Annotated in this window: 18 protein-coding genes; 9 read left to right on the top strand and 9 right to left on the bottom strand. The window is 69.4% G+C overall.

The window, feature by feature from the left end; genetic code table 11:
* Window positions 1-33 precede the first annotated feature (33 nt).
* Both ACWF0M_RS20430 and ACWF0M_RS20425 read left to right on the top strand, forming a co-directional pair.
* On the top strand, window positions 34-1,041 hold the full coding sequence (locus ACWF0M_RS20430; protein WP_452237261.1) for an NAD-dependent epimerase/dehydratase family protein: 1,008 nt from the start codon (window positions 34-36) through the stop codon (window positions 1,039-1,041).
* Window positions 1,034-2,479 carry a lysophospholipid acyltransferase family protein gene (locus ACWF0M_RS20425; protein WP_452237260.1) on the top strand — a complete coding sequence of 482 codons (1,446 nt, stop codon included), beginning with the start codon at window positions 1,034-1,036 and terminating at the stop codon, window positions 2,477-2,479. The genes ACWF0M_RS20430 and ACWF0M_RS20425 overlap by 8 nt, the downstream gene beginning before the upstream one ends.
* Window positions 2,480-3,769: 1,290 nt before the next feature.
* Here ACWF0M_RS20425 and ACWF0M_RS20420 read toward each other — a convergent pair.
* Window positions 3,770-4,873: a DUF5667 domain-containing protein gene (locus tag ACWF0M_RS20420; RefSeq protein WP_452237259.1), complete on the bottom strand. Its 1,104-nt coding sequence runs from the start codon at window positions 4,871-4,873 to the stop codon at window positions 3,770-3,772.
* 217 nt (window positions 4,874-5,090) lie between these two features.
* The gene (locus ACWF0M_RS20415) at window positions 5,091-5,633 is read right to left on the bottom strand and encodes a sigma-70 family RNA polymerase sigma factor (protein WP_363683870.1); all 543 of its coding nucleotides are present in this window, start codon (window positions 5,631-5,633) and stop codon (window positions 5,091-5,093) included.
* Between the two features lie 391 nt (window positions 5,634-6,024).
* Between ACWF0M_RS20415 and ACWF0M_RS20410 the strand changes: the two genes are divergently transcribed.
* From ACWF0M_RS20410 to hemB, 7 genes are all read left to right on the top strand, one after another.
* Window positions 6,025-7,473 carry a class I adenylate-forming enzyme family protein gene (locus tag ACWF0M_RS20410; RefSeq protein ID WP_452237258.1) on the top strand — a complete coding sequence of 483 codons (1,449 nt, stop codon included), beginning with the start codon at window positions 6,025-6,027 and terminating at the stop codon, window positions 7,471-7,473.
* Window positions 7,470-7,706 carry a glutaredoxin family protein gene (locus tag ACWF0M_RS20405; RefSeq protein ID WP_452237257.1) on the top strand — a complete coding sequence of 79 codons (237 nt, stop codon included), beginning with the start codon at window positions 7,470-7,472 and terminating at the stop codon, window positions 7,704-7,706. The genes ACWF0M_RS20410 and ACWF0M_RS20405 overlap by 4 nt, the downstream gene beginning before the upstream one ends.
* A gap of 100 nt (window positions 7,707-7,806) precedes the next feature.
* Window positions 7,807-8,562, top strand: a complete 756-nt coding sequence (locus ACWF0M_RS20400; RefSeq protein ID WP_452237256.1) for a redox-sensing transcriptional repressor Rex — start codon at window positions 7,807-7,809, stop codon at window positions 8,560-8,562.
* The gene (locus ACWF0M_RS20395) at window positions 8,559-9,836 is read left to right on the top strand and encodes a glutamyl-tRNA reductase (protein ID WP_452237255.1); all 1,278 of its coding nucleotides are present in this window, start codon (window positions 8,559-8,561) and stop codon (window positions 9,834-9,836) included. Before ACWF0M_RS20400 ends, ACWF0M_RS20395 begins: the two co-directional genes overlap by 4 nt.
* A complete protein-coding gene (hemC, locus tag ACWF0M_RS20390) occupies window positions 9,833-10,717 on the top strand; it encodes a hydroxymethylbilane synthase (RefSeq protein ID WP_452237254.1) in 885 nt (294 codons plus the stop codon). Before ACWF0M_RS20395 ends, hemC begins: the two co-directional genes overlap by 4 nt.
* Window positions 10,718-10,833: 116 nt before the next feature.
* Window positions 10,834-12,477 carry a uroporphyrinogen-III synthase gene (locus tag ACWF0M_RS20385; protein ID WP_452237253.1) on the top strand — a complete coding sequence of 548 codons (1,644 nt, stop codon included), beginning with the start codon at window positions 10,834-10,836 and terminating at the stop codon, window positions 12,475-12,477.
* A gap of 1 nt (window position 12,478) precedes the next feature.
* The gene (hemB, locus tag ACWF0M_RS20380) at window positions 12,479-13,462 is read left to right on the top strand and encodes a porphobilinogen synthase (protein ID WP_452237252.1); all 984 of its coding nucleotides are present in this window, start codon (window positions 12,479-12,481) and stop codon (window positions 13,460-13,462) included.
* A 480-nt stretch (window positions 13,463-13,942) separates the two neighbouring features.
* On the opposite strand, the gene ACWF0M_RS20375 is transcribed toward hemB, so the two are convergent.
* From ACWF0M_RS20375 to ACWF0M_RS20345, 7 genes are all read right to left on the bottom strand, one after another.
* On the bottom strand, window positions 13,943-14,467 hold the full coding sequence (locus tag ACWF0M_RS20375) for a dihydrofolate reductase family protein (RefSeq protein ID WP_452237251.1): 525 nt from the start codon (window positions 14,465-14,467) through the stop codon (window positions 13,943-13,945).
* A gap of 21 nt (window positions 14,468-14,488) precedes the next feature.
* On the bottom strand, window positions 14,489-14,707 hold the full coding sequence (locus ACWF0M_RS20370; protein WP_452237250.1) for a substrate-binding domain-containing protein: 219 nt from the start codon (window positions 14,705-14,707) through the stop codon (window positions 14,489-14,491).
* Window positions 14,708-15,022: 315 nt separating this feature from the next.
* Window positions 15,023-15,847, bottom strand: a complete 825-nt coding sequence (locus ACWF0M_RS20365; protein WP_452237249.1) for a carbohydrate ABC transporter permease — start codon at window positions 15,845-15,847, stop codon at window positions 15,023-15,025.
* Window positions 15,837-16,775, bottom strand: coding sequence for a carbohydrate ABC transporter permease (locus tag ACWF0M_RS20360; protein WP_452237248.1), 939 nt, complete (start codon window positions 16,773-16,775; stop codon window positions 15,837-15,839). Before ACWF0M_RS20360 ends, ACWF0M_RS20365 begins: the two co-directional genes overlap by 11 nt.
* Window positions 16,772-18,025, bottom strand: coding sequence for an ABC transporter substrate-binding protein (locus ACWF0M_RS20355; protein ID WP_452237247.1), 1,254 nt, complete (start codon window positions 18,023-18,025; stop codon window positions 16,772-16,774). Before ACWF0M_RS20355 ends, ACWF0M_RS20360 begins: the two co-directional genes overlap by 4 nt.
* Window positions 18,026-18,039: 14 nt before the next feature.
* Window positions 18,040-19,635: an FAD-dependent oxidoreductase gene (locus ACWF0M_RS20350; RefSeq protein WP_452237246.1), complete on the bottom strand. Its 1,596-nt coding sequence runs from the start codon at window positions 19,633-19,635 to the stop codon at window positions 18,040-18,042.
* On the bottom strand, window positions 19,636-20,664 hold the full coding sequence (locus ACWF0M_RS20345) for a LacI family DNA-binding transcriptional regulator (protein WP_452237245.1): 1,029 nt from the start codon (window positions 20,662-20,664) through the stop codon (window positions 19,636-19,638).
* Window positions 20,665-20,862 lie beyond the last annotated feature (198 nt).

Raw genomic sequence — 20,862 nt, 5'->3', positions numbered from 1 at the left:
TTCTGCCGCGCCCGGTCCGGCTGGGGGTAGCTCGTGGCACAGGTAGTGATGGTGACCGGCGTCTCGAGGGACGCCGGTGCTCGCTGTGCGCGGAGACTGGCTGACGACCCGTCGATCGGCACCGTTCTCGGTGTCGATGTGGTTCCGCCGCGCGCGGAGCTCGGGCGGGTGCGGTTCGTCCGCGCCGATATCCGCAACCCGGTGATCGCCAAGGTGATCGCCGCCGAGGACGTGGACACGGTCGTCCACACCGGCGTGGTGGCCACGCCGGGCAGCGCCGGCGGCCGGTCGTCGATGAAGGAGATCAACGTCATCGGCACCATGCAGCTGCTGGCCGCCTGTCAGAAGGCGCCCGGCGTGGCCAAACTGGTGGTGAAGTCGTCCACCACGGTGTACGGCGCGGGCGCGCGGGACCCGGCGATGTTCACCGAGGAGATGGCGCCGCGCGCGATCCATCACCACGGACTGAGCAAGGACGCCGTCGAGGTCGAGGGCTACGTGCGGGGTTTCGCCCGCCGCCGCCCCGACGTCTGCGTCAGCACGCTCCGGATGGCGAACTGGATCGGCCCCAAGACCGATTCGCCGATCGCACGCTACTTCGCGATGCCCGTCGTACCGACAGTTTTCGGGTACGACGCCCGCCTGCAGTTCCTGCACGAGGACGACGGCGTCGAGGCGATCCACCACGCGACCGTCCACGACCTTCCCGGGACCTTCAACCTGGCCGGTGACGGCGTGCTCTCACTGTCCCAGGCGATCCGCCGCCTCGGCCGGCCGACGCTGCGGCTGCCTTCGTTCACCGCATCCAGCACAGCGGCCGCCGTACGGCGAGCCCGGCTAGCGGACTTCTCACCGGACCAGATCACTTTCCTGACGTACGGACGGGGCGTTGACACGACGCGGATGCGGACCGAGTTCGGATTCGAGCCGAGGTACACGACCGCGGAGGCGTTCGACGACTTCCGGGAGTCGCTCGGGACCGGCGCGATGAGCCGGGTGTCCAGCCTGCTCACTGCTGGCCTGGGGGCGCTGCGTGGCTGACGCGGACGTGATCCCGATCGGCTCCGGCGGCCGACCGGGCCGGGGGAGCGGACGCCGTACGACGCCCTCGGCCGCAGCTCGTGCCCTCGCGGGACCGGGCGGTCGCAAGAAGAACAACCGCACCGGAGCAGGCGTCGGCGCCGAACGAGCCGACGACGCGGCAACCGGCGATGCCGCAACCCGCGATGCCGCAACCCGCGATGCCGCAGCTGGTGGAGGCGCACGCGGCGGTACCGCAACCGGTGGAGCCGCAACTGGTGGGGCCGTACCCAGTGGAGCCGCAAGCAGCGGTGGCGCAGCCGGGCGTGCCGCAACCAGCCGTACCGCCACCGGCGGTGCCGTAACTGGCCGTGGCGCATCCGGGCGTGCGACGACTGGGCGTGCCGCATCCGAGCGTGCCGCATCCGGGCGTGCGACGACCGAGCGGGCCGTGGCCGGCGGGCGGGGTGCGGCGGGTCCGCGGTCGGCTGAGCCGCAGGGCTCGGCGGGTGCGGTGGATGGGACGCACGGCGAGATGCTGGCCGTCGTACCGGACGTGGATGGGCCGGAGCTGCCGCCGTTCGACTTCGGCGGGCTCCAGCGGGCTGTGCGGCAACTGTTCGGGGAGGACGGGGAGCGGCGGGTTGCCGAGTGGCTGGCGTTCCTGCGGCGACGCCTGACCGGGGAATACGAGCTCGACGAGTTCGGGTACGACTCCGACCTGACCGACCAGGTGCTGCTGCCGATGCTGCGTCCGATGGTCGAGAAGTGGTTCCGGGTCGAGGTCCGCGGGATCGAGAACATCCCGACCGACGGCAGCGCCCTGATCGTCGCGAACCACTCCGGCACAATGCCGCTCGACGGGCTCGTCACCCAAGTGGTCGTCGCGGACCACACCGGCCGGCCGCTGCGTACGCTCGCAGCAGACCTGGTGTTCCAGACACCGTTCGTCGGCGAACTCTCCCGCAAGGGCGGTGCGACGCTGGCGAACAACGACGACGCGGAGCGCCTGCTTCGGCAGGGGAACCTGGTCGGTGTCTGGCCGGAAGGTTTCAAGGGGCTCGGGAAGCCGTTCGCCGAGCGGTACAAGCTGCAGCGCTTCGGGCGCGGCGGGTTCGTCAGCGCGGCGATGCGGACCGGCGTACCGATCGTTCCGTGCTCGATCGTAGGCGCCGAGGAGATCTATCCGCTGGTCGGCAACATCGCGTCGCTGGCACGGTTGCTGGGCGTCCCGTACATCCCGATCACGCCGTTCTTCCCGCTCCTCGGCCCGCTCGGCCTGATCCCGCTACCGTCCAAGTGGCTGATCGAGTTCGGTGAACCGATCCGCACCGACGACTTCGCCGAAGGCGCCGCCGACGACCCCATGCTGGTCTTCAACGTCACCGACCAGGTCCGCGAAACCATCCAGCAAACCCTCTACACCCTCCTAATGCAACGCCGCAGCGTCTTCTTCTAACCCGCCCCGGCCACCACCCACCGCCCCGGCCGCCACGCCATCTCCTGCCTCGGCCGCCACCCACCACGCGCCGGCCGACGGCCCCGCCCACCCACCGCCCCGGGGCTACTAAGCCACCGCTCCCGGCCGCCCACGCCATCTCCTGCCCCGGCCGCCACCCACCGCGGCCACCACCTCCCGTGCCGCGCAATCACCCCGCGCGGCAATCACCCCGCGCGGCAACCATCCGCGCGGCAATCACCCCCACGCTGCAACCACCCGCGCACCACGGCCCGCGCACCACCGCCCCGGGCCTGGCCTCAGCCCAAGTCACCTCCAGCCCACGCACGCCCCCTCCCCGCCGCCACCCATCGCCCGGCCGCCACCCACCGCGGCCACCACCTCCCGCGGCCACCACCTCCCGTGCCGCGCACCACGGCCCGCGCCGTGCAACCACCCCGCGCCGTGCAACCACCCCGCGCCGTGCAACCACCCCGCGCCGTGCAACCACCTCGCGCCGTGCAACCACCTCGCGCCGTGCAACCACCTCGCGCCGTGCAACCACCCGCGCGCACCACGGCCCGCGCGCCACCGCCTCCGGCCCGCGCGCACCACCTCCCCGCCTCCTGCCGTGCCCCAACCACCCACGCCGGCCACAACAGGCGGGGATATCCCCTCCTGTTGTGGGTTCTCTGTTGGTATGCGAGGGGAGAACCCACAACGCGAGGGGATATCCCCTCGCATACCAACACGCCAGCGCGCTGGCGGCCGGTGGGCGGATGGTGTGGGGCGGGAGGAAAGGTACGCCGGGGGTGCGCGCGGGTGGGTGGTGGTGTGCGCGGCGCGGGAGGTGGGTGTGCGCGGGCCGGAGGTGGCGGGCGCACTGTGGCGGCCGGTGGGCGGATGGTGCGGGGCGGGAGGCAAAGGTACGCCAGGGGTGCGCGCGGGCGGGTGGTGTGCGCCGCGCGGGGTGGTGGTGCGCGAGGCGGGGAGGTGGCCGGCGCGCTGGCAGTCGGTGGGCGGACGGTGCGGGGCTGGAGGCGAAGGTACGCCGGGGGTGCGCGCAGGTGGGTGGTGGTGTGCGCGGGGGAGGTGGCGTGGGCGGCCGGGCCAAGGAGGTGGCTTGGGCCGGACCTGGTGCGGGCGGGGGGTGGTGCGCAAGGGCGATGGCCGGCGGCGGCGGATGGCGGCCGGTGCGGGAGGTGGTGCGCGCGGGGGAGGCGTTCGGCGGTTGATGGGGTGGGTGGGGGAACGGTGCAGCCCCCGGCACATGGTGCTTTGCCGGGGGCTGCGGGTGCTCGGGTTCTCCGTCTACTTCCAGGGTGGGAAGAGGGTTTGGAGGATTCCGGGCAGGTTGATGAGGGGTGTTGTCGGGAACGGCCACGGCCAGGATGGGGTGGTCGGGTTCAGCGTTGAGGGCAGCACGGTGGGCGTCGCAATCGGCGAGTTTGACGACGACGGCCCGGGTGGTGTCTTCAGGCTGGTGGGTGGCGGAGCGGTGGACTCCACGATGGTGGTGTTCGGCAGCTTGGTCGGCACTGTGGTCGGCTGTAGCGAGGCCGAGTCGACCGGTGTCGGGACCGTTGTCGATGCCTTGGGGCTCGACGAGGCCTTGACCGGGTTGCTCGACTCGGTGCTGCCGGGGTTGGTGCGATTCGGCTGGTTGTTGTTGGTGCCGGTGGTCGCGCCCGATTCCTTGGGTGCCGCACACTTCGGGCAAGCTGCCGAGGTGTGCCGCGCCAGTTCCTCGATCGTGGCCAGTGCCTCGACCCCGGACTTCAGCGACTCGGGTGGGAGTTTCGGCGCGAGCTCGACCAAAGCCTGGCGGGCGCTGGTGATGAACGCCGTGATCGCGGTGATCGAACTCTCGTCGCCGTCCTGCTGGTACGACGCCACCAGTCGGGACACGCCCTTGCGGGACTGCGCCGAGAAGTCGTCCAGTGTCGCGTTGATCGTGCCCACCGAGCCGCCGTTGCCGGCCAGCTCCTGGACTTCGGACAATCGGGTCATCGCGTGCTCGAGATCGCGCCGGCCGCGGGAGTCGTCGCCGACTCCGACGTTGGTCGCCACGTTCTCGATGCTGCGCTTCATTCCGTACAAGGTGTCGCCGGGCATGGCCTGCTGAGCGGCGGCGGCGGAACCGATGCCACCTCCGAGCAGCACCAGTGCGGCGGTGCTGGCCACGAGCCGGATCCTCCGGCCCTGGCGTCGACGGATATCTGTCACGGACGCGCCAACGTCCTCGCTACCCGGCGGGTCGTCCGAGTCGTCTGGTGCCGTGTGCACCGTCAACGGAGTCGCAGTGGTCGCCGCGCGCGCCGCCGCCTGCTCCAACAGGCGGTGCCGCAGCTCGGCACTGAACTCCGGTCGCGGTGCCACTGCGCCGGCGGTCCTCAGCCGTCCGACGAGCTCCACAGCTTCCAGTAACTCGGGGTCATCGCCCAGTCGCGTGGAGTGACGGGGCCCGTGATCGACGGCGTGCGCGAATGCCTCCGCGCGCGCTCGAGCCCTGTGTAGGTCACTCATGAGTTCTCGTTCTCCTCAATGGCCAGTCGGGGTCACCGACAGGTCCTCACCAGGCAAACGAGGTAACTCCCTGACGGGTTACGAAAGACGTTCGTTGTCATCCGCCTCATCTCAAGTCCTTGGGGATAACCTTCGCCAAGTGCCGTACGGCCCTCAGTTGCAGTTGCTTGACGGCGCCTTCGGATTTCTCCAGCGCCTTGGCCGTCTCGGCGATCGACAGACCGGCGAAGAACCTCATCGTCAGGCAGTCGCGCTGCTCGTCGGGCAGGCCGGCGACCGCGTCCCGGAGTACCTCCGCGGTGGCCGCGGCCAGTACGTCGACCTCCGGGCCTTCGGTCTGCCGGTCGTGGGTCTCGATCTCGTCGGTGACCACCTCGAGCCGGACCCGGCCGGACTTGTAGTGGTCCGTGATCAGGTTCCGGGCGATCGTCACCAGCCAGGCGCCGAAGTCCCGGCCCTGCCAGCGGAACGAGTCCAGCGCGCGGAGCGCCCGGACGAAGGTCTCGCTGGTCAGGTCCTCTGCGAGTGCCGATGACGACACCCGTGCGTAGATGTAGCGATAGACGGTGAGCGAGTACTCGTCGTACAGCTCACCGAAGGCACCGACGTCCCCGGCCTGGGCGCGATCGACGAGCTCCGCACGTCTCATCCCGTCCGGGCTTGGCTCCGGCGTGGTCAAGTGTTCTCCCCGTTCAACTGACACGTCGTTCGACACATCCGCGAATGGCCACAGCGACTGGGACAGCACTGAACGTTACTGCTCAGATACGTGCTGTCAACAGGCTGGGGCGTGCCGCCTTCCGTCCGGTCCGATGGTCACGAATGCGCCAGCGGACTGCCTCCGAAAAACGGAGCAGCCTGCTGTCGGGGGTGTTGCGTTGCGCATGTAGGTCCCCGCCGCGGGCGGGTTTCTGCAGTGTGAGGTTCAGCAGAAGCGCGCTCGCGAAGTCACCTGTATATCGGTGGTTACGCTCCGCTGCAACCGTTCTGTGAAAGACGGTTGGTCCCGGGCCGAATCCCGGCCGTGACAGACTCGCCTGGTGAACGTGAATTTCGCGGACATTCTTCGTGACACAGCGCAACGTCATGGCGAGCGACCCGCGCTGGTCGACGGGGATCGGCGGCTGACCTGGAGCGAGCTCGACCAGGCCGTCGACCGGACCGCGCAGGGGCTCGCCGCGGCCGGCCTGGTGCCTGGGTACCGGGTCCTGCTCCTGGTTGCCAACAGCATCGAGTTCGTCACGTCCTACCTGGGCGTTCTCCGGGCCGGACTGGTCGCCGTACCGCTGAACACCGGGCTCACCAAGCCCGAGGTGGCGACCGTCACGGCGCACTCCGGAGCCCGGCTGGCGATCGCCGGACCGGGGTTCGCGGACCGGTTCGAGGGCGTCCGCACGGTGGCGCCCGACGAGCTCCAGGGTGACGCTCTGTTACCTCCGTCGAAGGATCCCGAGACGCTCGCGGTGCTGCTCTACACGTCCGGAACCAGTGGAGATCCGCGGGCCGCGATGCTCACCCATCGGGCCCTCGCGGCGAATGTGCGCAACCTCGGCGAGCTCGGCGAGGACCGGATGGGGCCCGAGGGCGTGGTGCTCGGGGTGCTCCCGATGTTCCACGCGTTCGGTCTGAACGCGGTCCTCGGCTGGGCGGTCGCCACCGGCGCCGCGCTCGTCGTCGAGCAGCGTTTCGACCCCGAGCAGACCCTCGAACTGGTCGGCCGGTACGGCGTGACGCGGCTGCCGCTCGCTCCGCCCGCGTTGCACGCGTTGCTGACCCGCCCCGATCTGCGGGAGGCGCTCAAGACCGTCAAGGTCGTGCTGACCGGCGCGTCCACGCTGGATCGCGCCCTCGCGGACCGCTTCGAGCAGGCTGCCGGGCTGCACGTCCACCAGGGGTACGGCCTCACCGAGGCTTCCCCGGGCGTCACCACCACCCTGGGCGAGGTCGAGCCGAAGCCCGGCTCGGTCGGCCGCCCGCTGCCGAACGTCGAGGTCCGGATCGCCGACGAGCAGGGCGAGGACGTCGAGGGCGACGACCCCGGCGAGATCCTGATCCGCGGCGGCAACCTGTTCTCCGGCTACTGGCCGGACGGCGTCGACGGCCCCGACGCGGAGGGCTGGTACCGCACCGGCGACGTCGGGTTCCTGGACGCGGACGGCGACCTGTTCCTGGTCGACCGGCTGCGCGAGCTGATCATCGTGTCCGGGTTCAACGTGTTCCCGAGCGAGGTCGAGGACGTGCTGGTCGGCGCTCCCGGCGTACGGGAGGCCGCGGTCATCGGCGTACCGTCCGATGAGACCGGCGAAGCGGTCAAGGCGTTCGTGGTGCCGTTGCCGGACGCATCGGTCGACGTGGCCGCGGTCCGGGAGTTCGCCGAGGGCCGGCTGGCGCGGTTCAAGAGCCCGGTCGAGATCGAGGTCGTGGACAACCTGCCGCACTCGGTCACAGGCAAGGTCGCGAAGGGCCGGCTCCGCGAGGCGGACCGATGAGTCGGGTGCTGATGTACGGCAAGCCCGGCTGTCACCTGTGTGACGACGCCCGGGAGGTCATCCGGGCGGTCTGCGCCGAGGTGGGTGCGGACTGGTCCGAGGTGGACATCACGCAGGACGAGCGGTTGTTCACGCAGTACGGCGAACAGATCCCGGTCACGTTCGTGGACGGGAAGCAGCACGACTTCTGGCGCGTCGACCCCGCCAGACTCAGAAAGGCCCTGATGAGGTAGGGCTCACTTCCGCCGATTTTGTTCTCACGTTCACAAGCTCCTAGAGTAAGAGGGCCGCCGGCCGTCAGACCGCGGTGAACCAACCGCTCCCAGGAGAATTGTGACGCGTGCCAGCAGCCGTCGCCCCGGCCCGCCGACGAGAACCGAACGCGGCATCCCCGAGGCGACTGTCGCGCGCTTGCCGGTCTACCTGCGGGCCCTGACCGCGCTTTCGGACAGTGGCATCGCGACCGCGTCGAGCGAGGATCTGGCGACCGCGGCCGGCGTCAACTCGGCCAAGCTCCGCAAGGACCTGTCCTACCTGGGCTCCTACGGCACCCGCGGCGTCGGGTACGACGTGGAGTACCTGCGCTACCAGATCGCCCGCGAGATCGGCGTCACCCAGGACTGGGCCGTGGTCATCGTCGGGATCGGGAACCTGGGCCATGCGCTGGCGAACTACTCGGGTTTCGGCACCCGCGGCTTCCGGATCGTCGCCCTGCTGGACGCCGACCCGACCCTGGTCGGCGAGCGGATCGGTGACATGGAGGTCCGCGACTTCGCCCAGCTCGAGGAGATCGTCGAGACCGACCGGGTCTCGATCGGGGTCATCACGACTCCCGCCGGTCCCGCGCAGGACGTCTGCGACCGGCTGGTCGCCGCCGGCGTGACCAGCATCCTGAACTTCGCGCCCGTCGTGCTGTCCGTGCCCGACGGCGTCGACATCCGCAAAGTGGACCTCTCGATCGAGCTGCAGATCCTGGCGTACCACGAACAACGAAAGTCCGGAGAGGCGGCGCTCCCCCAGGTGCCCGAGCTACCAGCGATGAACGGCCTGACCGATCTGCCGAGTGTCGGCGGGGGTGTCGGCGCATGAGTTACCTGGTCGTCGGCATCAGTCACCGTTCCGCTGCCATTGACGTACTGGAGCGGGTCGCGCTCGACGCGGAGGCGGCGACCAAGCTCGCCCTCGCGGTGCGGGACTCCGCGGCCGTCGCGGAGTCCGCGGTCCTTGCCACCTGCAACCGCACCGAGGTCTACGCGACCGTCGACCGGTTCCACGCGGGGATGGACGAGGTCACTGCGATCCTGTCCGACGTCACCGGCGTACCGCTGCTGGATCTGGCCGAGCACCTGTACGTCCACTTCGAGGAGGGCGCGGTCGCGCACCTGTTCCAGGTCGCGGTCGGGCTGGACTCGATGGTCGTCGGCGAGAGCCAGATCCTCGGCCAGGTGAAGGAGACGCTGCGCGTCGGCCAGGACCTGGAGACGATCGGCACCGACCTGAACGCCCTGTTCCAGCACGCGTTGCGGGTCGGCAAGCGGGCTCGGACCGAGACCGGGATCGACTCGGCCGGCCGCTCGGTCGTCTCGGCCGGGCTGGACGCGGTCGGCGGCTTCGAGGGTCGCCGCGCGTTGATCGTAGGCGCCGGTTCGATGGCTTCGCTGGCCGCGCAGACGCTGGCCGCCGGTGGCGCACACAGCGTGACCGTTGCCAACCGCAACTACGACCGTGCGGTCGCGCTGACCGACCGGATCGGCGGTACGGCGATTCGCCTGGCCGACGTACCGGTTGCGCTGAAAGACGCCGACCTGGTCGTGTCCTGCACCGGTGCCCGCGGCGTCGTACTGACCGCGGAGATGATCCGCGACGCGGCCGACGGCCGTCCGCTCGGCGTCCTCGACGTGGCGTTGCCGCGGGACGTCGCCCCCGAGGCGGCCCGGATCCCCGGCGTCACGCTGATCACCCTGGCCGACCTGATCGGTACGGCGGGCGGCAGCCAGGCCGACATCGACGAGGTACGCCGGATCGTCGGCGAGGAGACCGGTTCGTTCGAAGCGACGCGCCGGGCCGCTTCGGTGGCGCCGACCGTGGTCGCACTGCGGGCGATGGCGAGCTCGCTGGTCGACTCGGAGCTGGCCCGCCTCGAGCGCCGGCTGCCCGAACTCGACGAGCACGAGCGGCACGAGGTCGAGCGGACCATCCGTCGCGTCGTCGACAAGGTGCTGCACAACCCGACGGTCCGGGTGAAGGAACTCGGCGGCGATCCGGGCGGACCGACGTACGCCGACGCGCTGCGGCAACTGTTCGCACTCGACCAGGCGACCGTGGACGCGGTCACGACGCCGAAGGGGAGTGAGCAGGCATGATCCGGCTGGGGACCAGGCGGTCCGTACTGGCGACCGCGCAGGCCACGCTCGTCGCCGACGCGCTGCGCGAACGCGGGCACGAGGTCGAACTCGTTCCGATCATGACCACCGGCGACGCCGACAAGGTCGCGCCGGTCGAGCAGATCGGCGGCACCGGCATCTACGTCAGCGCTCTGCGCGACGCCTTGCTGGCCGGCGAGATCGATATCGCCGTGCACTCGCTCAAGGACCTGCCGACCGCGCCTGTCGACGGCCTGACGATCGGCGCGATTCCGGTCCGCGAGGACCCGCGCGACGTCCTCGTCGCCCGGGACGGCCTGACGCTCGGCGAGCTGCCGCACGGCGCCCTGATCGGCACCGGCGCGCCGCGCCGGGCGGCGCAGATCGACGCGCTCGGCCTCGGCCTGGAGTGCACGGGGATCCGCGGCAACGTGGACACCCGGATCAGCTTGGTCGCCGACGGCAAAGTGGACGCGGTGGTGCTCGCGAGGGCAGGGTTGGCCCGGTTGGGACGGCTCGCCGAGGTGACCGAGACCTTGGACCCCATCCAGGTCCTGCCGTCACCGGGACAAGGCGCGCTGGCGGTCGAGTGCCGCGCGGACGACACCGACGTACTGGCTGCGCTGGCTCCGCTGGAAGACCCGGCGACCCGCGCGGCGGTGACGGCGGAACGGCAGTTGCTGGCCACACTCGAGGCAGGGTGCACGGCTCCGGTCGGCGCGCTCGCCGAGGTGGTCGAGGGTGAGGACGGCCCGGAGCTTTGGCTGCGGGGCGCGCTCGGCCAGGACGACGGCGTACGGCGGCTCTCCGCGAACGGGCCGGTGGACGATCCGGTGTCTCTCGGCAAGGCGCTGGCGAACGAGTTGCTGGAGCGAACATGACACCGGCACAGGGCACGACCACCGCGGCCCATCAGAAGGCCCATCAGCAGGCCCAGAAGACGGCCCAGACCACGGCCCACAGGACGAGCACGAAAACGACGAGGGCGAAGGCAGACGTGAGCGCGAAGACAGCCGCCACCGCGGCACCTCAGAAGGCCGCGACCAGTACCGTCAAGCAGACCAAACCGCTCGGCCATGTCACATTCGTCGGCGTCGGCCCCGGTGACCCGGCACTGCTGACGCTCGCGGGCCGCGACGTGCTCGCGAACGCCGACGCGGTCGTTGTCGAGGGCCCTGAGCACGACGCGTTCCTGACCTACTGCAGGCCGGGCGTCGAGGTCGTGGACGGGTCCGGCGCCGAGGGCAGCCGGGCGCTGCGGGTCGCGGCGCGGGCCCGCCTGGTGGTGAAGACGGCCAAGACCGCGGCGAACGTGGTCCGGCTGCTGACCGGCGACCCGTTCACCTTCTCCAGCGGCGCCGAGGAGGCGGCCGCGTGCAAGAAGGCGGGGATCGCGTTCAACGTGGTGCCGGGCGTCAGCGAGGTGAGCGCGGTTCCGACGTACGCCGGGATCCCGCTGACCATGAAGGGCGACCGCGAGGTCACCGTCGTGGACCTCGCCGAGAACAAGCTCGACCTGACCCGCCTGCAGCCGAAGCAGACGCTCGTCCTGCTGAACGCCACCGAGGTGCTGAAGGAGACCGTCGCGGCGCTGCTCGAGGCCGGTTTCGACGCGTCCACCCCGGTCGCGGCGACCGTCGGCGGTACGACGACCTCGCAGACCAGTGTGGTGGGCACGATCGAGACGATCGTCACAGACCTGCGGGCCGCGAAGGTGACCGGCGAGGCCGTGATCGTGGTCGGCGCGGTCGTCGAACAGCGCGAGGCGCTGTCCTGGTTCGAGACCAAGCCGCTGTTCGGCTGGCGGATCCTGGTCCCGCGGACCAAGGACCAGGCCGGCCCGCTGATGGACCGGCTGCGTCGGTACGGCGCGATGCCCGAGGAGGTCCCGACGATCTCGGTCGAGCCGCCGCGCAACCCGCAGCAGATGGACAAGGCGATTCGCGGCCTGGTCGAGGGCCGCTACGAATGGGTCGCGTTCACCTCGGTCAACGCGGTGAAGGCGGTCCGGGAGAAGTTCGACGAGTACGGGCTGGACGCGCGGGCGTTCTCCGGGCTGAAGATCGCGGCGGTCGGCGACAAGACCGCCGAGGCGATCGGTGCCTGGGGCATCCGTCCGGACCTGGTCCCGTCCGGTGAGCAGTCGGCCGCCGGGCTGGTCGAGGACTGGCCGCCGTTCGACGAGGTGCTGGACCCGATCAATCGGGTGTTCCTGCCGCGCGCGGACATCGCCACCGAGACCCTGGTCGCGGGCCTGACCGATCTCGGCTGGGAGGTCGACGACGTCACGGCGTACCGGACCGTCCGGGCCGCTCCGCCGCCCGCGCCGACCCGCGAGGCGATCAAGTCCGGCAAGTTCGACGCGGTCGTGTTCACCTCGTCCTCGACGGTGCGGAACCTGGTGGGCATCGCCGGCAAGCCGCACGCGTCGACGGTGATCGGCGTGATCGGCCCGGCGACGCTGAAGACCGCCGAAGAGCACGGCCTGCGGGTCGACGCGATGGCCGAGTCGCCGTCCGTCGAGGAGCTGGCCGACGCCCTCGCCCGGTTCGGCGCGGATCGCCGTGACACCATGGTGGAGGCCGGTGAGCCGGTCACCCGTCCGTCCGAACGCCGCTCGGGTTCTCGTCGAAAGAGCTGATATGTCTGGATTCCCGGAAGTGCGGCCGCGGCGGCTCAGGTCGTCGGAGGCGATCCGCAGGCTGGTCGCGGAGACCACGCTGGAGCCGCGGCAGCTGATCCTGCCGATGTTCGTCCGGGAAGGCGCGCGCGAGCCGATCGCGATCAAGTCGATGCCGGGCGTCGTCCAGCACACCCGGGACACGGCGCGGAAGGCGATCGCCGAGGCGGCGCAGCTCGGGCTCGGCGGCGTGATGCTGTTCGGCGTACCTTCGTCGAAAGATCCTCAGGGGTCCGGTGCGCTGGATCCGGACGGGATTCTGAACGTGGCGATCCGGGACGCGGTGTCTGAGGCCGGTGACGCGCTGCTGGTGATGTCGGACCTCTGCCTGGACGAGTTCACCTCCCACGGGCACTGCGGCGTACTGGACTCCGCCGGTCGCGTCGACAACGACGCGACGCTTTCGCTGTATGCCGAGATGGGCGTGGCACAGGCCACCGCAGGCGCGCACGTCGTCGGCCCGTCCGGGATGATGGACGGGCAGGTCGGGGTCATTCGTACGGCGCTGGACGCGGCCGGCTTCACCGACACGGTCATCCTGGCGTACGCCGTCAAGTACGCGTCGGCGTTCTTCGGCCCGTTCCGGGAGGCTGTCGACTCGTCGCTGACCGGTGACCGCAAGACGTACCAGCAGGACAACGCGAACGCCCGCGACGCGATCCGCGAGGTCGACCTCGACATCGCCGAGGGCGCCGACATCGTGATGGTCAAGCCCGCGCTGGCCTACCTCGACATCATCCGCCAGGTCCGCGACCACGTGACGGTGCCGGTCGCGGCGTACAACATCTCCGGTGAGTACGCCATGGTCGAGGCCGCCGCCGCGAACGGCTGGATCGACCGCGACAAGGCGATCATGGAGACGCTGACGTCGATCCGCCGCGCCGGCGCAGACACCATCCTCACCTACTGGGCCTCCGAAGTAGCCCAGCACCTGAACTACCGCTGACCCAGTTCCTGGCCTGCGTCCCGTGCGTCACCGTCGCCGAGGTCGGGCGCGACACGAGCCCTCGCACGCGAGGGGATATCCGATGGTGTTGTGGCTTCTCCGTTGGTGTTAGAGGGGAGACCCCACAACGCCAGGGGATATCCGTTCTTCTGCTGGACGGGTGGCTGGGTGATCGGGTTGGTGGTGGGACGGCTGGTCGCGGCGGGGGTGGTGTGCGCGCTCGACAGGTAGTGCACCGGTGAGACGGTGTACGCACGGGCGCGTTCACGCTCAGGTGCACTACCCGACCACCCGACACCTCCTGTCGAGCGTGCACATCACACCAAGCCCCGCAGCCGCCCTGGAACTCGTCGACCACCCAGACATCAGTCACATGAGCCGGATGTCCGCTGGCCTTGTGGGTTCTCGCCTGGTGTGCGAGGGGAGAACCCACAACGCGGAGGGATATCCGTTCGGGTTGTGGGGCCACAGGCGGCCTGGTCAGCGCACGACTGTGTAGTCGGATTGGGTGAAGCCGGCCTTCAAGGTGCGGGTGGCGTTGTGGGTGAGGGGGATGTCGGACGGGACCGGGCCGAAGAGCGGGATGCCGGTGCCCAGAAGGACTGGGGCGGTGGTGATGGTGAGTTCGTTGAGGAGGCCGGCCGTCAGGAAGGTCTGGATGGTGGCGGCGCCGTCGGTGTAGACGCGTTGGGCGCCGCGGTCGTTGAGGGTCTCGACCAGGGCGTCCAGCGTGCGGTGGACGAGGACGCGGTCGTCGGCGTCCGGGTCGAGGGTGGTGCTCAGGACCTCGACCTGCTTGCCTTCGTACGGCCAGGCGTCGAACTTGCAGGCCAGTTCGTACGTGTTGCGCCCGACTACGACGGTGTCCACCGACGCCAGGAACTCGTCGTACCCGGTCTCCCCGGCGTGCTCGGCCCGGCCGGTGAGCCAGTCGATGGACCCGTCGGAGCGCGCGATGAACCCGTCGAGGCTGGTGGCGATGAACGCAGCGGCATGGAAACTCACACCACCATTTTCCACGACGGCTCAACGCGGCGGTGGGCCGACCGTGGCTTCCAGGGTGTGTTCGCACGGAAGCAGGATCTGGCGCTCGTAGTCGCCGTCCGGTTCGGCCAGCAGGTTGGTGAGCAGCCGGACCGCCCGGCGGCCCATCGCATTCCGCGGCACCCGCAACATTGCCCACGGCAAAGAACCCACCTCGGTCTCGTCGTCCACCAGGAGTACGACGGACAAGTCGCCGGGCACCGACAACCCGCGAACGCGCGGTGGCCGAGCGTCACCAGGTCGTCGACGATTTCGCCGGTCGCGGTCCGGTAGTCCCCGCCGACGTAGCTGATGGATGCCCCGGGCACCTCCCGATGACCGACGTACACGAACGGATAGCCCTCGTACGCCAGCCGGGCCGGGTCCTCGTGGTCCGCGTGGTGACGGAGCAACTCCACCTCGGCCTCCGGACTAGCACTCCAGTTCGGCTACCAGGTCCAAGCCTGACGTTGCGTCCGAAGAAGCGGTGCAACGTCACACCGCTTCTTCGGACGTAACCGGAGGATCTCCGTGTGGTTAGCCCTTCAGGCCGGTTTGGGCGAGGCCTTCGACGAACTGGCGTTGGGCCAGGACGAAGATGATGAGGACGGGGAGTGCGGAGAGGGTCGCGGCCGCGAGTTGGGTGTTCCACATGGGTCCGCCGTACGCGTCGACGTACTGGGTGAGGGCCTGGGGGACGGTGAACTTCTGCTTCGAGGAGAGGAACACGATCGGCTCGAGGTAGAGGTTCCAGCTGTGCAGGAACGTGAAGATCGACACCGCGCCGATCGCCGGCCTGGCCAGCGGGAGGCACACGCGCCAGAAGAGACCGAAGCGGCCCAGCCCGTCGACGCGGCCGGCCTCCTCGAGCTCGGTCGGCAGCGTGATGAAGAACTGCCGCATGATGAACGTCGCCAGCACGCTCGGTGCGCCGAGCATCGGGATCAGGATCAGCGGCCAATGCGTGTCCACCAGCCCGAATGCGTCGAACATCCGGTACAGCGGGATGATCGTCACCTCGTTCGGCACGAGCAGCCCACTGAGTACGACGAGGAACACGACCCCGGCGCCGCGGAACTTGACCCGCGCGAACGCGTACCCGGCGAGCGACGACACCGCCAGCGTCCCGATGGTGACGATCAGCGCGATGTAGAGGCTGTTCAGGTACTGCCGGCCGAACGGCTGCAACTCGAACACCTGCCGATAGGCGTCCAGCGTCGGCGATCCCGGCAGCAACGACGGCGGGAACGCGAAGATCTCGGCCACCGGCTTCAGCGAGGTCGTCGCCATCCACCAGATCGGGAACACGAACGGCACACAACACACCAGCAGTACGCCGTAGATCAGCAACTTAAGCCTCATGGAACACCCACCTACGACGCATCCGCCACTGAACTGCGGTCAGCACCAGGACGATGAAGAACAGCAGCAGCGACAGCGCCGAGCCGTACCCGAAGTGATGGAACTGGAACGCCTGCTGGTACAGGTAGTAGACGAGGACGGTCGTCGACGTCTCGGGTCCGCCTTGGGTCAGTACGGCGATCTGCGCGAACACCTGCAGCGATCCGACGATGGTCAGGATCATCGTCAGCAGGATGGTCGGACTGATCAGCGGCACGGTCACCCGACGGAACCGGGCGCACGCGGACGCACCGTCGATCCGGGCAGCCTCGTACAGCTCCGCCGGAACACCCTGCAACGCGGCGAGGAACAGCACCATGTTGAGGCCGACGTTCTTGAACAGCTGGACCACGATCACCGACGCCATCGCCGTACCGCTGGAGCGCAGCCAGTTCGGCCCGTCGATCCCGAGCAGATCCAGGAAACCATTGATTCCGCCGTTGTCCTGGAGCAGGAAACCCCACACGATCGTCCAGGCGACGAGCGTCACGACGACCGGCGAGAAGAACAGAGTCCGGAAAATGACCGTTCCGCGCAGTTTCTGGTTCAGCAGGACGGCGAGGAACAGGGCCAGGCTAAGGTTCAGCACCACCAGCCCGGCCGAGAACAGACCCGTTGCCCTGAGCACCGGACCCAACCGGGCATCGGAAGCCAGCGCAGCATAGTTGTCACCGCCGACGAACTCGAACGTGCCACCGAGCACGTTCCACTCATGCACGCTGTACCAGACCACGAGCCCGAGCGGAACGATGACGAAGGCAACGATCCCGGCGAGCTGCGGCAACACCATCAGCCATCCGGCCAAGGTGTCCCGCCGCCGCATCGTCCAGTACGGCGCACGCTCCGCCGGCGCCCGGGGAGGCGCCGGCTTGTCGAGGAGCAAGGTCATTTCGCCAGCAGGGGGTTGATCTTCGAGCAGACGCCGGACAGTACGGTCTTCACGTCCGCGTCCGGCTTCCACAGCGGGTCGAGCGCTGCGCGGACGGTCTGCTGCAGCTCGGCGTACCCGGTGTGGCTGGGCTTGATCGTGCCGTTCTCGATGCCCTTGACGACGACGCTGTCGAGCTGTGCCGGCTTGAGCAGCGGGTTGGCCTTGGCGAGCGTCGCGGCGTTCAGCTGCGACTTGCGCGGCGGCGGGAAGAACTGCGCGAGCTTCGCCGAGTTCTCGGCGTTGCTGAAGTACGCCAGGAACTTCTTGGCCTCGTCGGCGTGCTTGCCGCGTTTGAAGACGCCGATCCCGGCCTGCCCGACGACGGAGTACTCACCCGACGGGCCCTTGGGGAGCGGCACCAGGTCCCACTTGAACTTGGACTTCTCGAGCAGAGCGGCCCGGCTGATCTGGGTCAGGACCATCGCCGAGTCGCCGGCGTAGAAGTCCTTCGTCACACCCGGCCCCGGCATGCCCTTGTCGGTGAAGATCAGCTTGTGGACGAACGTCATCGCATCCACCATCGCCGGCTGGTCGAACTGGCAGGTCTTGCCGTCCTCGCTCCACGGCCGCGCGCCCCAGCCGGACCAGATCGCGTTCAGCGTGTCCCAGCCCTTGTAGTCGAAGTCGCCGACCACGAGCCCGCCCTTACCGCGGGCCTGTACGGCGGCTGCGGTCTTGGCCGCCTCCTCCCAGGTCCAGGTCCCGGACGCGATCTGCTGGGCCGGAGCCGGCCGCCCCGCCGCTTTCACCAGGTCGGTGTTCACGAACACCCCCAGCGGCGAGGTGGAGAACGGGTACGCGTAGAGCTTGCCGTCCTTCTCCCAGTTGGCCGTCGTACTCGGCAGCAGATCGGCGTCCTTGTCGATCGGCTCGAGCGCGCCCGAACTGACGAAGTCCGGCGCGTTGCTCTCGAAGATCCACGCCAGGTCCGGCACGTTGCCGCCGCCGATCTGCGTGGTCAGGGTAGTCGTGTAGCTGTCGAACGGGATCGACTCGAAGGTGATCTTGCCGACCTCGGGATGGTCCAACTTGTAGTCGGCGGCGATCTGGTCGAACAACGCCAGATGCTTGGCGTTGGCGCTCCAGATCGTCATCCGCAGGTCCACCGGACCCGGGGCGCCGGAGTCGCCGTCGGACGAGCCGCCGCAGCCCGCGAGGGCGAGCAGAGCTGCGGCCACACCGGCCGCTGTCAAGGAACGGAGTTTCATCGGTCAGTCCTCCATCAGTAGCCGGTGACGTCCGGCCACGCGAGTTCGATGCCCTGAGCAACCAGGTGGTCCTGGAACTCGGCGAGCAGAGCAGGGGTGTTGCGAACTGCGCGCGGGGCGGTCCCGCGGTCGAGGCAGAACGCCGCGAGCGCGCCGGCGGACTCGCCGATGTTCCACTCGACGGGATGCAGCCGGTAGCAGCCGTTGGTGATGTGCGTGGTGCCGAGGTTCTTGTTCGCGGGCAGCAGGTTCTCGACGCGCTCCGGGATGAGCGCGCCGAGCGGGATCCGGAACGGGCTGCTGGCCACGTCGATGTAGTTGTCGCCACCGGTCGAGGGGTGCAGGTCGATCCGGTACATCCCGATACCGACGCTGTCGTCGTACTCGACCGCTCCCTGCGCGCCGCGGACGGCGACCGAGAGGTCCTGCTCGACGATCGTGTACTCCGCCTTGATCCGCCGGGATTCGCGGATGTACGGCGCCTGCGCCAGACCGTCCGCGGAGCCGACCAGATCGCCCCGCAACCGCAGTCCGGGAAAGCCGGTGCCACCGTCGGCCCGTGGCGCCTCGGTCTGCAGCCAGTAGAAGACGGCGTGCGAGAGTTCACGAGCCGCCGCGAGATGCTTCGCCCCGTCCGGTACGTCGATGACCGGGCCTTCGAAGTAGTCGATCATCGGCCAGTTCACCAGGCAGATGTCGCTCTCGTACGCGCCCGGGACGAAGTGCCGGCGGGCCGCGATCCGGCGGAACGTCCACAGGTTCGTGTCGCCGCCCGTGCGCCGCTGGTCCGCGACCACCGCGAGCGGGTCGTCGTCGGGGTTGGGGGTGAACGTCCGCTGCGAGCTCTCCAGCGTTCGTGGGTTCGGCGCGGTCCAGGACAGCAGGCGATCGCCCCAGAACGACGGCTGGTAGTTCCGCCAGAACGCGTAGTTCGCCGGCTTGTCCCCGACGTGGTCGCCGTCCACGTGATCGACCGCGAAGCAGTACGACACCGCCTGCATGTTGAGCGGCTGCGCTTCGGCCGGAGCGCTCGGCTCGCCGGTTTCGCCCTGCGCCTCGAACCCGGTCACGTACTCGGTCCCGGTCAGCGGCAGCAGCTCACCGGTCTCGGTCGCGTCGAGGATGTACGGCGCGGTCAGCGTCAGCCGTTCCTCGGTGTCGCGATGCTGCACGGTGACCGCGGTGACCCGATCGCCGTCGGTGTCCGCGGCCACGGGCCGGTACGGCTGCAGCACCTGAAGCCGGCGGCTGGCTCGGTACGGAGCGAGCATCTCCTCCAGCACGGCGAGCGCGACCCGCGGCTCGTGGCAGAGCTTGGAGACGTACCCGGCGCCTGGGTTGAGGTCGGACGAGGCTCGCGACGCCGAGGTCAGCGGGTAGTGGCGGCGGTAGTAGTCACGGATCCCGTTGCGCAGCGTCCGGTACGACGCCGTGACGCCGAACTGTTCGACCCAGCTGTGCTCGTCCGGCGGGACGGCCTGGCTGGTCAGCTGTCCGCCGAGCCAGTCGAACTCCTCGGTCAGGATCACCGAGCGACCGGCACGCAGCGCGGCGAGAGCCGCGGCAACGCCGCCGAGTCCGCCGCCGATCACAAGTACATCGGTATGCATTCAGGCACCTTTGGGTGGAGTGAGTGTGATTCCGTCGGTCAGCTCGCAGGCGAGCAGCAGTTGCTGCTCGGTGGAGGTCCCGCTGAGGACCGCCTCGAGCAGCTCGACCGCACGCACGCCCATGGCTCGCCGCGGGACGTGGAAGCCGCTGAAGTCGAGATCGCTGGCGACAGGCCGCGTCGAGTCACCGAGCGCGACCACGGACAGGTCGCCCGGTACGTCGACTCCGCGCTCGGCCGCCGCGGCGTACAACGCGATCGCGTCGGCCCGCTCCTCGACGAACGCCGCGGTGATGCGCCGATCCAGCAGGTCGTCGAGCACTTCGCCCGGCGAACGATCGAGGGTCGGCACATGCGGTGCGCGCGGGCCGGCGGCCTCGCGGAAACCCCGGAGCCGGTCGGCCGACGACTCGGCGCCGACACCGAGCCCGACGAAGGCGATCCGCCGGTGGCCGAGTTCCTGCGCCCGTTCCGCGACGGTCCGGGTGGCGGTGCCGTAGTCGGCGCCGACGTACGGCACCGGGGCGCCGGCGTCGTCGCGGCGGCCGACCGAGACGAACGGATAGTCCTCGGTGATCAACCGGGCGAGCTCGTCGGAAGGAATCTCGCGCCCGAGCAGCAGGCAGCCGTCGGCGATCCGCAGCCGGTTGTTCTCGTGGAAGATCCGCCGATGCCCGTCGGTCACCGGAGCACTGGTGAACAGCAGCAGGTCCCATCCGAGGCGCTCGGCGCGATCCTCGATACCGGCCAGGAACGGGTGGTAGAAGTCGCCGCTCGCACTCGGGAACACCGACTCGTAGGTGAACACGCCGAGGATCTGGTTGCGCTGCTTCGTCATCCGGCGGGCCAGCGGATCGGCCTGGTAGCCGGTCTCGCGGATCACCTTCAGGACCCGGTCCCGGGTCTCGGCCGGGATCCGCGCGATCGCGTCGCTGCGGTTGTTCAGCACCAGCGACACCGTCGTCTGGCTGACCTTCGCCAGTCGCGCGATGTCGCGTTGGGTGAGTCGGGTGGTGGCTTTGTCCGGCATCGATCGATCCTTCACGGTAATACGGATTGCCGGGGACATTAGAACAGTTCGCGGATCGTCGTCAAGGGCTCGCTTCGGCTGCTAATCCGGATTACTAAAGCCAAGGTCTTGACCGCGGCCGGTCCGGCACAGAAAACTCGCCGCTGTTCCGATCGTCGCGAGGAGTGCGTCGCACCATCCGCTGCAACTACTTCAGGA

The sequence above is a fragment of the Kribbella sp. NPDC055110 genome (assembly GCF_053607525.1).
Note: the sequence above shows the minus strand (reverse complement) of the source record. Positions and strands in the feature narration are given on the sequence as shown.

Bases quoted from the DNA above. Each gene is read 5' to 3' on its own strand.
- ACWF0M_RS20415 (WP_363683870.1), bottom strand. From the start codon at position 5,633: ATGAGACGTGCGGAGCTCGTCGATCGCGCCCAGGCCGGGGACGTCGGT.
- ACWF0M_RS20405 (WP_452237257.1), top strand. From the start codon at position 7,470: ATGAGTCGGGTGCTGATGTACGGCAAGCCCGGCTGTCACCTGTGTGAC.
- ACWF0M_RS20395 (WP_452237255.1), top strand. From the start codon at position 8,559: ATGAGTTACCTGGTCGTCGGCATCAGTCACCGTTCCGCTGCCATTGAC.
- hemC (WP_452237254.1), top strand. From the start codon at position 9,833: ATGATCCGGCTGGGGACCAGGCGGTCCGTACTGGCGACCGCGCAGGCC.
- hemB (WP_452237252.1), top strand. From the start codon at position 12,479: ATGTCTGGATTCCCGGAAGTGCGGCCGCGGCGGCTCAGGTCGTCGGAG.
- ACWF0M_RS20365 (WP_452237249.1), bottom strand. From the start codon at position 15,847: ATGAGGCTTAAGTTGCTGATCTACGGCGTACTGCTGGTGTGTTGTGTG.
- ACWF0M_RS20360 (WP_452237248.1), bottom strand. From the start codon at position 16,775: ATGACCTTGCTCCTCGACAAGCCGGCGCCTCCCCGGGCGCCGGCGGAG.
- ACWF0M_RS20355 (WP_452237247.1), bottom strand. From the start codon at position 18,025: ATGAAACTCCGTTCCTTGACAGCGGCCGGTGTGGCCGCAGCTCTGCTC.
- ACWF0M_RS20350 (WP_452237246.1), bottom strand. From the start codon at position 19,635: ATGCATACCGATGTACTTGTGATCGGCGGCGGACTCGGCGGCGTTGCC.
- ACWF0M_RS20345 (WP_452237245.1), bottom strand. From the start codon at position 20,664: ATGCCGGACAAAGCCACCACCCGACTCACCCAACGCGACATCGCGCGA.